13 protein-coding genes and 1 pseudogene are annotated in these 14,217 nt (G+C 71.7%); 6 read left to right on the forward strand and 8 right to left on the reverse strand.

Annotation, left to right across the window (positions count from 1 at the left end):
* Positions 1-11: 11 nt before the first annotated feature.
* Together N8I87_RS11870 and N8I87_RS11875 are read right to left on the reverse strand one after the other, a co-directional pair.
* Positions 12-749, reverse strand: coding sequence for a bifunctional DNA primase/polymerase (locus N8I87_RS11870; protein ID WP_263208120.1), 738 nt, complete (start codon positions 747-749; stop codon positions 12-14).
* 157 nt (positions 750-906) lie between these two features.
* Positions 907-1,473, reverse strand: coding sequence for a TetR/AcrR family transcriptional regulator (locus N8I87_RS11875; RefSeq protein ID WP_263208122.1), 567 nt, complete (start codon positions 1,471-1,473; stop codon positions 907-909).
* A 292-nt stretch (positions 1,474-1,765) separates the two neighbouring features.
* Between N8I87_RS11875 and ddaH the strand changes: the two genes are divergently transcribed.
* Positions 1,766-2,590, forward strand: coding sequence for a dimethylargininase (gene ddaH / locus N8I87_RS11880; protein ID WP_411577215.1), 825 nt, complete (start codon positions 1,766-1,768; stop codon positions 2,588-2,590).
* Between the two features lie 3 nt (positions 2,591-2,593).
* Here ddaH and N8I87_RS11885 read toward each other — a convergent pair whose 3' ends face one another.
* The 3 genes from N8I87_RS11885 to N8I87_RS11895 are packed head-to-tail and all read right to left on the reverse strand — an operon-like array spanning position 2,594 to position 6,078.
* A complete protein-coding gene (locus N8I87_RS11885; RefSeq protein ID WP_263208124.1) occupies positions 2,594-3,598 on the reverse strand; it encodes a small ribosomal subunit Rsm22 family protein in 1,005 nt (334 codons plus the stop codon).
* A gap of 12 nt (positions 3,599-3,610) precedes the next feature.
* Positions 3,611-4,741, reverse strand: a complete 1,131-nt coding sequence (locus N8I87_RS11890; protein ID WP_263216399.1) for a serine hydrolase domain-containing protein — start codon at positions 4,739-4,741, stop codon at positions 3,611-3,613.
* Complete coding sequence (locus tag N8I87_RS11895) at positions 4,738-6,078, reverse strand: multidrug effflux MFS transporter (protein ID WP_411577216.1); 1,341 nt, start codon at positions 6,076-6,078, stop codon at positions 4,738-4,740. Before N8I87_RS11895 ends, N8I87_RS11890 begins: the two co-directional genes overlap by 4 nt.
* Before the next feature lie 127 nt (positions 6,079-6,205).
* Here N8I87_RS11895 and N8I87_RS11900 point away from each other — a divergent pair, with 127 nt between their 5' ends.
* Positions 6,206-7,213 carry a Gfo/Idh/MocA family protein gene (locus N8I87_RS11900; RefSeq protein ID WP_263216401.1) on the forward strand — a complete coding sequence of 336 codons (1,008 nt, stop codon included), beginning with the start codon at positions 6,206-6,208 and terminating at the stop codon, positions 7,211-7,213.
* Positions 7,214-7,325: 112 nt separating this feature from the next.
* Positions 7,326-8,084 carry an SDR family oxidoreductase gene (locus N8I87_RS11905; protein WP_263208126.1) on the forward strand — a complete coding sequence of 253 codons (759 nt, stop codon included), beginning with the start codon at positions 7,326-7,328 and terminating at the stop codon, positions 8,082-8,084.
* 266 nt (positions 8,085-8,350) lie between these two features.
* Here the strand turns inward: N8I87_RS11905 and N8I87_RS11910 are convergent, their stop codons facing one another.
* Positions 8,351-9,568 (reverse strand): D-alanyl-D-alanine carboxypeptidase family protein, encoded by a 1,218-nt coding sequence (locus N8I87_RS11910; protein ID WP_263208128.1) that lies wholly within the window; start codon positions 9,566-9,568, stop codon positions 8,351-8,353.
* Between the two features lie 200 nt (positions 9,569-9,768).
* Here N8I87_RS11910 and N8I87_RS11915 point away from each other — a divergent pair, with 200 nt between their 5' ends.
* Positions 9,769-11,244 carry an ABC transporter permease gene (locus N8I87_RS11915; RefSeq protein WP_263208131.1) on the forward strand — a complete coding sequence of 492 codons (1,476 nt, stop codon included), beginning with the start codon at positions 9,769-9,771 and terminating at the stop codon, positions 11,242-11,244.
* A 44-nt stretch (positions 11,245-11,288) separates the two neighbouring features.
* On the forward strand, positions 11,289-12,059 hold the full coding sequence (locus N8I87_RS11920) for an ABC transporter ATP-binding protein (protein ID WP_263208132.1): 771 nt from the start codon (positions 11,289-11,291) through the stop codon (positions 12,057-12,059).
* A gap of 24 nt (positions 12,060-12,083) precedes the next feature.
* Here N8I87_RS11920 and N8I87_RS11925 read toward each other — a convergent pair.
* A pseudogene (locus N8I87_RS11925) lies at positions 12,084-13,106 on the reverse strand (aldo/keto reductase).
* Between the two features lie 56 nt (positions 13,107-13,162).
* Positions 13,163-13,489: a nuclear transport factor 2 family protein gene (locus N8I87_RS11930; protein WP_263208134.1), complete on the reverse strand. Its 327-nt coding sequence runs from the start codon at positions 13,487-13,489 to the stop codon at positions 13,163-13,165.
* Between the two features lie 141 nt (positions 13,490-13,630).
* Here N8I87_RS11930 and N8I87_RS11935 point away from each other — a divergent pair, with 141 nt between their 5' ends.
* The gene (locus N8I87_RS11935) at positions 13,631-14,176 is read left to right on the forward strand and encodes a DoxX family protein (RefSeq protein WP_263208136.1); all 546 of its coding nucleotides are present in this window, start codon (positions 13,631-13,633) and stop codon (positions 14,174-14,176) included.
* Positions 14,177-14,217 lie beyond the last annotated feature (41 nt).

Genomic DNA, 14,217 nt, shown 5'->3' on the forward strand with positions numbered 1-14,217 from the left:
CGAAGGCGCCCTCAGTGGCGCAGGGGCCAGGCCGCCGCCGTGTGGCCGGGTTCCTCGCCGGCGTGCCGGGCGCAGGCGTCGGTCAGCACCTCGAGAAGGCTGAGCGGGTCGGGCAGGGCATGCTCCGGGCCGCGTACCCAGCGCACCGTCCGGTCGTCGTCACCGGGCAGCCGGGCGGGCGGTACCAGCACATAGGAGCCCCGGCAGTGCCAGCGCAGCCCCGGGTGCTCGTCCATCGTCTCGGGGTGGCAGTCCAGTTCGCACGGCCACCACTCGTCCTCGTCCTCGGGCGTGCCACGGGTGAGGGTGAAGAACAGCATGCGGCCGTCATCGCTCTCGGCGACCGGACCGACCTCGACCCCGGAGCCGAGCAGCCGCTCCAGCGCCTGGGTCCCGGCCTCCAGGGGGACGTCGAGGACGTCGTGCACCATGCCGGTCGCGGTGATGAAGTTGGCCTGCGGCTGATGCCGGGCCCAGCGTTCGATCTGGGCGCGGTCGGTGGTGGACTGCGTCTGCCAGGCGAACGACACCGGATGCCGGGCGGGGGTGGGACAGCCGACGCGGTCGCAGGAACAGCCGTAGCCGGGTGCGGGGTGCGCGGCAGGCGCGAGCGGCAGTCCCGCTCCGGCGGCGGCGAGCAGCAGGGCCTCACGGCCGTCGTCGTCGGCCGTCCCCTGCGGGCGGCGTCCGCGCAGCCATTGGGAGAGTTTGCCCTGCCGGCCGGTGCGGCCGCCGAACGTCGCGCTCATGTATCGCCTCGCCTCGCTCTGCTGCCGACAGCATGCCCCATGCTCCCGCCGTCCCGTGCGCCGGGGTGGCTTGTCGGGACATACCCGGCTTCCGACCTGCGATTTTCGGTCAGCGCGGGGCGAGTCCACCCAGCGCGTAGTCGACCAGGGTGTCGGTCTAGTCGTACGAGATCGGTCCGGTGCGCTGCAGCCAGCGCTGGGCGAGGGGCGAGACGAACAGCTCCAGGGCGATGCGCGGGTCCACGTCTGGTCGTACGTGCCCCTGGGTCTGCGCGGAGCGCAGCCGGTCGACGTACAGCTGGAGCTGGGGTTCGAGGAGCTTTCCGACGAACTCGCGGCCGAGCTGCTCGTTGACCACGCCCTCGGCGGCCAGGGCGCGGGAGGGCGCCCCGAAGCGGGGGTCGAGCAGTTCGTCGACCGTGGCGCGCAGGACGTCCTTGAGGTCGGCGGCGAGGTCACCGGTGTCCGGGATCTCGTACGGCTCCTGCCCCGCGACCCGCGCCACCTGCTCGCCGAGGTCCAGGAAGGCTTCGAGGAGGACGTCCGCCTTCGAGCCCCACCAGCGGTAGATGGTCTGCTTGCCGACCCCGGCGCGGGCGGCGATCCCCTCGACGGTGGTCTTCGGGTAGCCGGCCTCCGCGACCAGGGCGAGGGCGGCGTCGTAGATCGCGCGGCGGGACTTCTCGCTGCGGCGGGTCACGTCGGGGGCGGGCTTCTTGACCATGGGTCGAGGCTAGGGCCTGTCCGGCGGATCAGGCCGGCTCCAGGCAACGGTGCCTCATCAGCGCAGGTGAGCGAGGCATGGTGCGTCCAGCTGCAAGGCGGAGGAGGGCGTCGACGCGGAGCGTCGGCAACCGACGACAACGCCGCAGATGGGCGTGTCATGCCCCGCGACTCCGGCATGATCCGCCGGACAAGGCCCTAACCAGGAAGACAACCCGTTCGGCACACGCGCCCGGTCGGCCGGAACCGCACCATGGGCAGCAACGCCCCCTGCGGTACCGGAGGAGCCCACCTTGGCCCTTTCCCGCTGCGCCACACCCCGGCGCTATCTGATGTGCTCACCCAGGCACTTCGAGGTCACGTACTCCATCAACCCGTGGATGGACCCGCGCAAGCCCGTCGACACACCCCTCGCGGTCGCCCAGTGGGAACAGCTGCGTGACCTCTACCGCGCCCTCGGCCACACCGTCGAGGAACTCACCCCGGTCCCCGGGCTGCCCGACATGGTGTTCGCGGCCAACGGCGCCACCGTGGTGGACGGGCGGGTGCTGGGCGCGCGTTTCGCCCACCGGGAGCGGGCCGACGAGGCCGCCGCGCACCTGGACTGGTTCCGCACGCACGGCTTCACGCGCCTCCACCAGCCCGTCCACGTCAACGAGGGCGAGGGCGACTTCGCCGTCACCGCCTCCTTCGTACTGGCCGGGCGCGGCTTCCGGGCGAGCCCTCTGTCGCACGGCGAGGCACAGGAGTTCCTCGGCCGCCCGGTGATCGGTCTGGAGCTGGTCGACCCCCGCTACTACCACCTGGACACCGCCCTGGCCGTCCTCGACGACGCGCGGGACGAGGTCATGTACTACCCGCCCGCGTTCTCGCCGGGCAGCCGGGAGGTGCTGCGGCGATTGTTCCCGGACGCGTTGACCGCCGGGGACGAGGACGCGGCCGTGTTCGGGCTGAACGCCGTGTCGGACGGTCTGCGCGTGGTGCTGCCGCAGGCGGCGGCCGGGCTGTTCGGGCCGCTGCGGGAGCGCGGCTTCGAGCCGGTCGGCGTGGATCTGAGCGAACTCCTCAAGGGCGGCGGCAGCGTGAAGTGCTGCACGCAGGAGCTGCGGGAGCAATAGGGGCTACGGGTGTGACGGGTCGTCATCGTGCGGCGGCCAGGAGTCGCCCCAGTCGGCGTCCCGGGCCGCCTTGTACAGGTCGCCGTGGCGTTTGGTGACCGTCGCGCGGCGCAACTGCTCCTCCGCCTCACACAGGTCGAGGAGCACCTGGCCCTTGCGGATCTGCGGGCGCCGCACCACGCGGGCGGCGGCCGGGGCGACCGGGATACGGGCGGCGGCGACGTAGCTGAACTTCTCGTCCTCGTACGGCAGTGAGCCGCCCTTGATCTGGCGGTGCAGGGAGGAGCGGCTGACCCGGGCCGAGAAGTGGCACCAGTCCTCGCCGGGGACAATGGGGCAGGCGGCGCTGTGCGGGCAGGGGGCGGCGACCTGGAATCCGGCGGCGACGAGCCGGTCGCGGGCCTCGATGACGCGGGCGTATCCGGCGGGTGTGCCGGCCTCGACGATCACGACGGCCCGCGCGGCGGCAGCGGCGGCGTCGACGAGGGCGGTCCGGTCGGCCTCGGAGAGTTCGTTGAGGACGTAGGAGACGGTGACGAGATCAGTGCTCTCGATGGTGAGCGCCGCCCCGATACGAGAGCGCTGCCACGTGGCGTCCCGCAGCGCGGGGTTGGCGGCGGCGATCTCCCGGCCGAGGGCCAGCGCGGGCTCGGCCCAGTCCAGCACGGTCACCGGCCGGACCCCGTCCCAGGTCGCGCTGACGGCCCAGGTCGCCGCGCCGGTCCCGCCCCCGACGTCGACATGACTGCCGGGCGCCCACCCGGGCACGGCCTCGGCGAACGCCTCCAGCGCCGCGCGCACCGCCTCGAACGTGGCGGGCATCCGGTACGCGGCGTACGCGGCGACGTCCGCGCGGTCCCGCAGGATGGGCGCGTGGGTCGGGGTCTGCCCCCGGTAGGTGGCGATCAGCCGCTCCACGGCACCGGTGGCCTGCTTGGGCGGGAGCCCGTCGAGCAGCCCCGCGAGGGCTGCGCGGAGGTTTTCGGCCGGGGAGACGGGGGCGTTCACCTTGCGATTCTCTCAGGTCTCCCGAACCGCCCGGGCCATCCGGGTCGCCGCCCGCGCCCTCGGCCCGCTGTCCGGCGGGCGCCTCCTGGGGTGCACCGTGTTGGCCAGCAGCACCAGGAACGTGTCCGTGGCCGGGTCCAGGACCAGCGAGGTCCCCGTGAAGCCCGTGTGGCCCGCGGCTCCCCGCCCCGACAGCTCCCCCATGAACCACGGCTGGTCGACGGCGAAGCCCAGCCCCGGCGGGGTCAGCAGCAGCTCCACGAAGTCGGGGCCGAGGATGCGCGCGGGGCCGTACGAGCCGCCCGCCAGCAACGCCCGGCCGAAGACCGCCAGATCGCGTCCCGTCGAGAACAGGCCCGCGTGGCCCGCGACCCCGCCCAGCGCCCACGCGTTCTCGTCGTGGACCACGCCCCGCAGCATCCCCCGGTCCGCCTTGGCCCACGGCCGTCGCTGGTCCTCGGTCGCCGCGGCGCCCCGGCACGGCCCGAAGTCGGTCGCGGTCATCCCGAGCGGCCTGCTGATCCCCTCGTGCACGAGGACATCGAGGGTGCGTCCGGTGATCCGCTCCAGCACGGCCTGGAGCAGCAGCATGTTCAGGTCCGAGTAGAGGTACGTCCCCGGTTCGCCCGTCGGCTCCTCGGCCCGCAGCAGGGCGAGGCGGGCCGTGTCGTCCAGGCAGTCGTACAGGGGGAGTTCGGGGCGCAGCCCGGAGGTGTGGGTGAGCAGTTGCCGGACGGTGGTGCCGTGCGCGGCGGCCCCGCGGTGCTCGGGCAGATAGGCGCCGACGCGCGCGTCGATGCCGAGCGTGCCCCGCTCGATCTGCTGCACGGCGGCGACGGAGGTGAACAGCTTGGTGAGGGAGGCCAGGTCGAAGGGGGTGTCGACGGTCATCGGAACGCGGGCTTCGGGCGGCAGTTCGACGCCCTGGTCGGTCTCCGGGTCGTACGACGCGTACCGCGCGGCCCAGCCCGCGGCCTCCTCGACGGCGATGACCGGCCCACGTCCGGCCACCACGACGACGCCGGGCGCCCAGGGGTTCTCGCCGGTGGTCAGGTCGTGGACCTCGCGGACGAGGTGGTGCAGTTCCCCGGCGTCGAGCCCGGCCCGTTCCGGTGTGTCGACGCGGAGCCTCGGTGCGCTCAGTTCTCCTCCCCCGGGTTTTCTGTTTCGCCTGCGCGGGGGGAATCCCCGGCCTCCGCGTCCGCGGAAGTGGTCCAGGGACGGCACATTCCCACGAAGCAGGCCAGGGCCACCAGCGCTCCGGCCAGTTGGACCAGTGCCATCGGTACGGCGGTGTGCTCCCCGGCGACTCCGACGAGCGGGGAGGCGACGGCCCCGACGAGGAAGGAGGTGGTGCCGAGCAGCGCGGAGGCGGAGCCGGCGGCGTGCCGGGTGCGCAGCAGGGCGAGGGACTGTGTGTTGGGGAGGGTGATGCCCATCGCGGACATCAGGACGAAGAGCGCGGCGGCGACCGGGGCCAGGCCCACCTCGCCGAGGGCGCCGGTGGACATCAGCAGCAGGGCGGTCGCGGCGAGGACGGTCACGGTCAGGCCGACGGCCAGCACCTTGTCCAGACGCACCCGGCCGACCAGCACCTTGCCGTTGATCTGTCCGGCGATCACCAGGCCGACCGAGTTGAGGCCGAACAGCAGGCTGAAGGTCTGCGGGGAGGCGCCGTAGATCTCCTGGACGACGAAGGGCGAGGCGGATATGTAGGCGAACAGCGCGGCGAAGGCGAAGCCGCCGGCGAGCATGTAGCCGGTGAAGGGGAGGTCGGAGAGCAGACCGCGCATCGCGCGCAGGGCCTCGCGGCCCCCGCCCTCGTGGCGTTCGGCGGGCGGCAGGGTCTCGGGGAGCCGGAACCAGACAAGCGTGGCGAGCACGGCGCCGACCACGGTGAGGATCACGAAGACGCCCCGCCAGTCCGTGACCCGCAGGATCTGCCCGCCGATCAGTGGCGCGACGATCGGCGCGGTCCCGGATATCAGCATCAGGGTGGAGAAGAAGCGGGCCATGGCCACGCCGTCGTAGAGGTCGCGTACGACGGCCCGCGCGATGACGATCCCGGCCGCGCCCGCGAGGCCCTGGGCCAGCCGGAGGGCGACCAGGGTCTCGACGGTGGGCGCCACCGCGCACAGGGCGGTGGCGACGAGGTAGACGGCGAGGCCGACGAGGAGCGGGCGTCTGCGGCCCCAGCGGTCGCTCATCGGGCCGACCACCAGCTGCCCGAGCGCCATTCCGGCGAGGCAGGCGGTGAGCGTGAGCTGGACGGTCGCGGCGGGTGCGTGCAGGGAGCGGGTGACCTCCGGCAGGGACGGGAGGTACATGTCCATCGCGAGCGGGGGCGTGGCGGTGAGGCCGCCGAGGACGAGGGTGACGAGAAGGCCGGTGCCACGGGCCGAGCGGGTGGCCGGGTTCCGGGGTGCGGGCTGCTGCCGCTCCATGTCCGGTGTCGACGCCGCTGACGCGTGCTCGGGCATGTGTCGTCCCTCCCCTTTTTCGGCCGCTCCGGTTTTCCGGCCTCGTCGATCGCTTTGCTCGAAGCGACACCTATGCTCTCAGCTCGTACGCGGTGTCGAGGGTCACATGAGCGAGGGCGGGGCCGGGATGGCGGAGCGGAACGTGAGGTGGGGAATCCTGGCGACGGGCGGGATCGCGGCGGCGTTCGCGGCGGATCTGGTCGACCTGCCGGACGCGGAGATCGCGGCGGTGGCCTCGCGCAGCCTCGGCCCCGCGCGGGTGTTCGCCGAGCGGTTCGGGATCGGGCGGGCGTACGGCGACTGGGCTTCGCTCGCCGCCGACGAGGACATCGATGTCGTGTACGTCGCCACCCCGCACTCCGCCCACCGGGCAGCCGCCGGGCTGTGTCTGGAGGCCGGGCGCAACGTGCTGTGCGAGAAAGCGTTCACGCTCAACGCGCGCGAGGCGGAGGAACTGGTCGCGCTGGCGAAGGAGCGCGGCAGCTTCCTGATGGAAGCGATGTGGATGTACTGCAACCCGCTGATCCGGCGGCTGAAGGCGCTGGTCGACGATGGGGCGATCGGCGAGGTGCGCACCGTGCACGCCGACTTCGGTCTCGCGGGTCCCTTCCCCTCCGCCCACCGGCTGCGGGATCCGGCGCAGGGCGGCGGGGCGCTGCTGGATCTGGGTGTGTATCCGGTGTCGTTCGCGCAGTTGCTGCTGGGTGAGCCGGCGGACGTGCTGGCGAGAGCGGTGCTCTCGGACGAGTGTGTCGATCTGCAGACGGGAGCACTGCTCTCCTGGGAGAGCGGGGCTCTCGCCTCGGTGCACTGCTCCGTCGTCGGCGGTACGGCGAACACCGCGTCGGTCACGGGATCGCTCGGCCGTATCGACATCCCGACCGGCTTCTTCCACCCCGACCGCTTCGTCCTGCACCGTGACGGCCGCGACCCGGAGGAGTTCGTCCTGGACCCGGCCGACGGGCCGCGCACCAGCCTGCGGCACGAGGCGACGGAGGTCATGCGGGCCCTGCGGGCCGGTGAGACCGAGTCCCCGCTCGTACCGCTCGACGGCACCCTCGCCGTGATGCGGACGCTGGACGCGATACGGGAGCGGATCGGGGTGCGGTACCCCGGGGAGGCGGTCCCGGTCTGAGCCGTCTGAGCCCAGAGGGCGTCCCGGTCCGAGCCCATGGGTGCGGCCCGAGGCGACCGTATGGCGGATACTTGATTTCGCATCGCGGAGGCGGCGCCTACGCTGCGGTGCCATGACTGACAAGGAATCGAGGATCGCGGTGGTGACCGGCGCCGGATCCGGTATCGGGCGCGCGGTCGCCGTGGAGCTGATGCACGCCGGCTGGTCGGTGGCGCTGGCCGGGCGGCGCACGGAGAGGCTGGCGGGGACGGCGGCACTGGTTCCCGACGGCGAGTCGCTCGCCGTACGCACCGATGTCGCGGACCCCGACGACGTCACGGCCCTCTTCGCCGCCGTGCGCGACCGGTTCGGGCGGGTGGACCTGCTCTTCAACAACGCGGGCACATTCGGACCCGGCGGGGTGCCCGTGGAGGACCTGCCCTTCGAGGCCTGGCGGCATGTGGTGGACACCAACCTCAACGGGGCGTTCCTGTGCGCGCAGGCGGCGTACCGACAGATGAAGGAGCAGAAGCCGCAGGGCGGCCGGATCATCAACAACGGTTCCATCTCCGCCCATACGCCCCGGCCGCACTCGGCCGCCTACACCGCGACCAAGCACGCGCTGACCGGCCTCACCAAGTCGCTGTCGCTGGACGGGCGGCCGTACGGCATCGCCGTCGGGCAGATCGACATCGGCAACGCGGCCACCGCCATGACGGCACGGATGGGAACGGGCGCGCTGCAGGCGAACGGCGAGACGGCACCGGAGCCGGTGATGGACGTGGCCGACGTGGCGCGCACCGTGCGGCACATGGCCGAGCTGCCGCTGGAGGCGAATGTGCAGTTCGCAACGGTGCTGGCGACGACGATGCCGTACACGGGACGGGGCTGAGCGCCCCCACGCTCCGTCAACTCCCCAACCTGCACAAGCGGAATTTGAACATCCGCGGTATTGCGGCCGGTAGCGGGCCTATGCTCAACTTCCTCCACAAGAACTTCACACTTGGAGCATCCAGGTTCCGCTGACCACACCGATGGGGGGAGGCGGCAGCCGTTCCACCGGACCGGGTTGGGGGTGGACCTCGCGAGGGACCGCGGGGTACGCACCGGTGGGTGGAACGGCTGTCGCGTGGACCGGCTGCCGAGTCGGTCGGCTTCTCAACCGCGGCCGGCGCGCTCCACGTCCGTCTCGTCCAGGCCCGTCTCCCGCGCATGCTTGCCTGTGGCCCTCTTTGCGGCCCTCCCCGCGGCGTTGCCCGCGTTCTTCCCCGCCCAGCGCCGCCGCAGTGCCCACACGCCGCCTCCCAGCAGCGCCACCGTCCCGGCGCCCCCTTCCAGCAGGCGCCAGGTCGACGGGCGTCCGGACGCCGAGCCGGGCGCGCCCGCGGCGGCTCGGGCCGACTTCGCCTTCGCCCCGCCCTCGCTGAGCGGCTCGACCAGCGTGCCCACCGCCTGCGCCGAACTCCCCGCGCCGAAGCCCCAGTCGAGAAGGGCGGCGGTCTCCTCGTAGACGGCGTTGCTGCCGGCGGGGTGCATCACGGTGACCAGCAGGGTGCGGCCGCCGCGGGTGGCCGCGCCGGTGAAGGTGTTGCCGGCATGGCTGGTGTAGCCGTTCTTCACGCCGATCAGCCCCTTGTACGCGCCTCGGCCCCAGGCCCCCGTCAGCAGGCGGTCGGTGTTCTGGATCTGGAAGGTCTTCTTGCCGCCCGCCGGGAAGTCGGCGGTCCTGGTGCCGCAGTATCCGCGGAAGTCCTCGTTCTTCAGTCCATGACGGGCGAAAAGGGTCAGATCGTAGGCCGAGGACAGCTGTTCCGGGTGGTCGAAGCCGTCGGGGCTGACGACATGGGTGTCCAAGGCCTGCAGGTCCTCGGCCTCGGCCTGCATCTCCGCGACGGTCTTCGCGACCCCGCCGTTCATGAGGGCCAGCACATGCACCGCGTCGTTGCCGGAGTGCAGGAACACTCCCTGCCAGAGCTGCTCGACGGTGTAGGTGATGCCGGGCTTGACGCCGACGAGGCTGGAGCCGGACGGTATCCCGGCCAGATCGGCGTCGGTGACCTTGTACCGCTCGGTCCGCTCGAACTTCTTCAGCACGGTGTCCGCGAACAGCATCTTCAGCGTGGACGCGGGCGGCAGACGCCGGTGCGCGTTGAACGCGGCGAGCACCTCCCCGCTCCCGCCGTCGGCGACGATCCAGGAGCGGGCGGTGAGCTTCTTGGGCAGACCGGTGGCGCCCCGCGCCTGGATTCCGCCACGGGCCAGCCGGTCCCCGCCGATGACGGCCGTGGCGTGGGCGGGGCCGGCCGCGGACAGGGGAAGGGCGGCGGCCGTCAGACCGAGAGCGGCACGCCGGGTGAGCCGAGAAGAATCGCGCATCCCGGGACCGTACACCGCACTCAACAGCGGTTTCCTTGCAGGAGGCCCTCTACAGGCTAGGAATTTGCTGTCTTATGAAAATTTGATTCCCTAGCCCGCTTTCTCAGCTCTGACACACGTTTTACTCAGTGCGCCGCAAAGGTTCCTCCATAGCTTGTGGCCGCGCCCACAGCGGGCGCCAAGAACCTTCGAGGAACGGGATGTTTGGCATCTATCTCAAGCGCGAGCTGGGCCGCCGCAAGAAGGCGGCCCTGGTCATCGCACTGGGTCTGGCGCTCGGTATCGCGCTGGTCATCACCGTCAGCTCGGTGTCGGCCGGTATGACGCAGGCGCAGGACAAAGTCCTGAAATCGCTCTACGGTCTCGGCACCGACATGACGGTCACCAAGGCACAATCCGCACCGAAGGCCGGCAGTTCGCAGGGCCCGAACTTCAAGTTCGACGCCAAATCGAGCTCGAAGACCTCGCAGAGCTCCGACCGGGTGATGACACAGGGCGGTCAGGCCCTGAAGGCCTCCCTCGTCGAGAAGGTCTCCGCGCAGAAGGGCGTGGCGAGCGCGGTCGGTGCCCTCTCCCTGAACGTCACCAAGGTCGACGGCTCCTTCACCCAGGGCAAGGCGCAGAGCTCCAGCGGCAGCGGCAGCAACGGCCGGGCCCAGGGCGGACCGGGCGGACCGGGCGGCTCCACCGGCGGCAGCGGCCAGCCGCAGGTGCAGGGCGGCGGCGCCGACTTCGACGTCAACAACTACTCCGTGGCCGGCATCGACGTCACCGACCAGGAGCTCGGCCCGCTGGCCTCGACGAAGATCACCTCGGGCAGGACGTTCACCGCGTCGCAGACCGACGCCAAGGTCGCGGTGGTCAGCAAGTCCTACGCCAAGTCGAAGAAGTACAAGGTGGGTTCGACCTTCAAGATCTCCGGCACCAAGTACACGGTCATCGGCATCGCGACACCCAGCAGCAGCGAGTCCAGCACCGACGTCTATCTGCCGCTGAAGCAGGCGCAGACGCTGGCCGACGCCAAGAACAAGGTCACCACGATCTACGTCAAGGCGACCGACTCCCAGCGGATCTCCGCCGTGAAGAAGGAGATCCAGGCGAACATCTCCGGCACGACGGTCACCACCTCCTCCGATCTGGCGTCCACCGTCTCCGGTTCGCTGTCCACCGCCTCCAGCCTCGCCGCCGGCGTCGGCAAGTGGCTGTCGATCGCGGTGCTGGCCGCGGCCTTCCTGGTGGCCGCGCTGCTCACCTCCTCGGCCGTGTCCCGCCGTGTGCGTGAGTTCGGCACTCTGAAGGCGCTGGGCTGGCCCTCACGCAAGGTGACCCGTCAGGTCGTCGGCGAGTCCATGGTCAACGGTCTGATCGGCGGCGCCCTCGGCATCGCCCTGGGCCTCGCGGCCGCCTACACGGTCACCGCGATCAGCCCCAAGCTGACCGCACAGCTCGGCAGCACCGGCGGCGGGCCCGGCGGCAACATGGGCGGACCGGGCGGCGGCGGTCCCGGCCGGTCCACCGCGAGCAAGCTGGAGAGCGCCCTGACCGCGCCCGTCTCGATGACCACCATCGCGCTCGCGGTGGGCCTAGCGGTCACCGGCGGTCTGATCGCCGGCGCGATGGGCGGCTGGCGCGCCTCCCGGATGCGCCCCGCCGACGCCCTGCGCAGCGTCTCGTAACACCCCCTGCCCTCACCCACGCCTTCGCTACTCACGGAGCACCCATGTACAGACTCACCGGCGTCACCAAGCGCTACACCCGGGGCAAGGAGACGGTGGAGGCGCTGCGCGGCATCGACCTCACCATCGAGGACGGCGACCAGCTCGTCATCCAGGGCCCCACCGGCGGCGGCAAGTCCACCCTCCTCCAGATGATCGGCGGCCTGGACCGCCCGTCCGCCGGCAGCGTCGAGCTGGACGGCGTCGACCTCGCCACCATCAGCGAGGCCAGGCTGACCCGGCTGCGCGCCGAGAAGATCGGCATCATCTTCCAGGCGTTCAACCTCATCCCGACACTGACCGCGCAGGAGAACGTCGAGACGGCGCTGGTCCCCCTCGGCGTCAAGCCGGCCGAGCGCCGCGAGCGGGCGGCGGAGGCCCTGCACTCGGTCGGCCTCGGCGAGCGCCTCGGTCATGTCCCGTCCGAGATGTCCGGCGGCCAGCAGCAGCGTGTCGCCATCGCCCGCGCGCTGGTCAAGCGACCGAAGGTGCTGCTGGCCGACGAGCCCACCGGCAACCTCGACGAGGGCACCCGCGACGACATCATGGCCCTGCTGGAGGGCCTGTGGCGGGAGCACGGCCTCACCTTCGTCATGGTCACCCCCGACTCGTCGATCGCCCGCCGCGCCCCGCGCCTGGCCACCATCAGGGCCGGACAGATCACGCTCACCGAGCAGGGCGGCGGACAGTACGCACAGCAGGTCCAGGGCATGCGGCAGCAGGCGTACGACGCCCAGCAGCAGCCGTACGTCCAGTACGACGGCCAGGCCCACTGAGCGGCCGGCTCCCGTCGGGGCCGCTCAGCTGCCGCGTATCCGGTCGACCTCGGCCAGCTGCCCGGCGGTGAGCGGCCCCTTCGCGATCGCGCCCGCGTTCTGCTCCGCCTGGGCGACCGAGCGGAACCCCGGGATCGGCACGGTGCGCGGGCTGCGCGCCCACAGCCAGGCGAGGGCGCCCCGGGCGAGCGTACGGCCGTCGCTGGTCAGGACGGAGCGCAGCGCGTCGACCCGGGCGAGCCACTGCGGGTCGGCGCCGGAGCCGTCGCCGAATCCCGGGAGCCAGGCCGGGGGCCTGCTGCGGATGTCCCCGGATTCGAGCCCGGCGTGCCGCCTGCCGCCGAGCAGCCCCATCGCGAGGGGACTGCGGTTGTTGCCGGTGAGCTCCAACTCCTCACAGAGCCGCAGAAGTTGCGGGGCGTCCTGGAGCACGTTCAGTGCGTGCTGCACGGCCGTGCAGTGCTCGCCCTGTGCGAAGACGGCGGCGCGTTCGGGGTCGTCGGTGCTCCAGGCGTACGCGCGGATGAGTCCCTCGCGGACGAACTCCTCGCACTGGTCGCGGAGTCCGGCGGCCCTGACCGGATCCGCGTCGGAGATGTGCAGCTGGTAGAGGTCGATGTGCTCGGTGCCGAGGCGGCGCAGGGAGGCTTCGAGGGCACGGCGGGCGTGGGCCGGGGAGTCGTCGGCGCCGACCAGGGTGCGGGTGTCCTCGTCGAAGGCGTTGCCCCACTTGGTGGCGATGACGACGTCGTCCCGCCGTTTGCCGGGGGCACGGCCGAGCACGCGCTCGCTGTGCCCGAGGCCTCCCCCAAGCTCTCAACTTCGTTCGAGCAGGGAGGTACCCCCATCGTCCGCGGTGTCGAAGAAGGTGACACCGAGGTCGAGGGCGCGGTGGATCGCCCGTACGGACTCCTCGTCGTCGACCTTGCCCCAGCCGAGCGGCTGCCCGTCGGCGTCCGCCCACTCCCCACCGATCGCCCAGCAGCCGAAGCCGAGCGCGCTCACTTCGATTCCGCTGCGTCCCAGAATCCTGGTGTTGGTCTCCATGGACAGGGAAGCTAGAAGTTGAAGTGCGCACGAACACAAGCGGTGTTCGTGGGCATTCAGGCCTGCCCGGTCTCGAAGCGGGAGATCCGCCCGTCGTCCTCGACGGTGAAGCTCCACCTGGTGCGCATCTCGCCCCAGGTGTCGTTGCTGTAGCGGGCGACGAGGGCCCGGCCGCCGCGGGCCTCGTTGTCGACCTCCATGTGACCGTGGGTGGAGAAGATCTCCCGGTCGATCCAGTCGGCGAGGTCGCGGTCGGAGCCGTCGTCGGACATCGTCGCGCCGGGGGCGAGGATCTGCAGGAAGCCCTCGCGGTCATGGGCGTTGACAGCGGTGACGAAGGCCCGGACGGCCGGATCGCTGAGTTTGGCTGGCTGAATCGTCATGCCAGCCAGACTCACACCGCTCCCTGGGCCCCGCCACCCGAACGGCGTCCCGGACAGGCCGCGCGAGTGTGCCCGATGCGACGGTGGATACGCGGAGGGGACCTTGTTCCTGCTGTCTGCCTGTCCTGATGGAGAGTCACCGTGACCTGTTACGACCGACGTGATCTGGGCCTGCTGCTGCTCCGAATGGGTACCGGCGGGGTGCTCGCCGCACACGGCGCGCAGAAGCTACTCGGCTGGTTCGGCGGGGGTGGCATCGAGGAGACCGGCAAGTTCATGGAGTCCATCGGCTACTCACCGGGGAAAGAGAGTGCGGTGACGGCAGGGCTCGCGGAGGCGGGCGGCGGCACCCTGCTGGCGCTGGGCCTGGCCACGCCGGCCGCGGGTGCGGTGACGGCCGGCGCGATGGCGGGCGCGGCCACGATCGCCGCACCCAACGGCTTCTTCGCCTATGAGGGCGGTTACGAGTACCCGGTGGTTCTCGGCCTGGCCGCGACCGCCCTCGCCGTCACCGGCCCCGGCCGTCTCTCCCTCGACCATGCCCTCGGCCATGTCTTCGACCGCGGCTGGATGGTCCCCGTGGCCCTGGGCGTGACGGCGGCGGTCACGGCGGTGGTGGTGGGGGCGCGGAACAGCCGGGTGCGGCAGCAGAAGGAGGGGGAACAGGAGTCGCTGTTCGACGAGTAGCCGAGCGGCAGGGGAACCGCGCAGCGATGCCGTGGCAGGCT

It is taken from the genome of Streptomyces sp. HUAS 15-9, from assembly GCF_025642155.1.
In the GTDB taxonomy this organism is placed as follows: domain Bacteria; phylum Actinomycetota; class Actinomycetes; order Streptomycetales; family Streptomycetaceae; genus Streptomyces.

Excerpts from the sequence above, each read along its gene's own strand:
- N8I87_RS11930 (WP_263208134.1), bottom strand. The coding sequence starts at position 13,489 with ATGACGATTCAGCCAGCCAAACTCAGCGATCCGGCCGTCCGGGCCTTC.
- N8I87_RS11920 (WP_263208132.1), top strand. The coding sequence starts at position 11,289 with ATGTACAGACTCACCGGCGTCACCAAGCGCTACACCCGGGGCAAGGAG.
- N8I87_RS11875 (WP_263208122.1), bottom strand. The coding sequence starts at position 1,473 with ATGGTCAAGAAGCCCGCCCCCGACGTGACCCGCCGCAGCGAGAAGTCC.
- N8I87_RS11900 (WP_263216401.1), top strand. The coding sequence starts at position 6,206 with ATGGCGGAGCGGAACGTGAGGTGGGGAATCCTGGCGACGGGCGGGATC.
- N8I87_RS11895 (WP_411577216.1), bottom strand. The coding sequence starts at position 6,078 with ATGCCCGAGCACGCGTCAGCGGCGTCGACACCGGACATGGAGCGGCAG.
- N8I87_RS11870 (WP_263208120.1), bottom strand. The coding sequence starts at position 749 with ATGAGCGCGACGTTCGGCGGCCGCACCGGCCGGCAGGGCAAACTCTCC.
- N8I87_RS11905 (WP_263208126.1), top strand. The coding sequence starts at position 7,326 with ATGACTGACAAGGAATCGAGGATCGCGGTGGTGACCGGCGCCGGATCC.
- N8I87_RS11910 (WP_263208128.1), bottom strand. The coding sequence starts at position 9,568 with ATGCGCGATTCTTCTCGGCTCACCCGGCGTGCCGCTCTCGGTCTGACG.
- N8I87_RS11915 (WP_263208131.1), top strand. The coding sequence starts at position 9,769 with ATGTTTGGCATCTATCTCAAGCGCGAGCTGGGCCGCCGCAAGAAGGCG.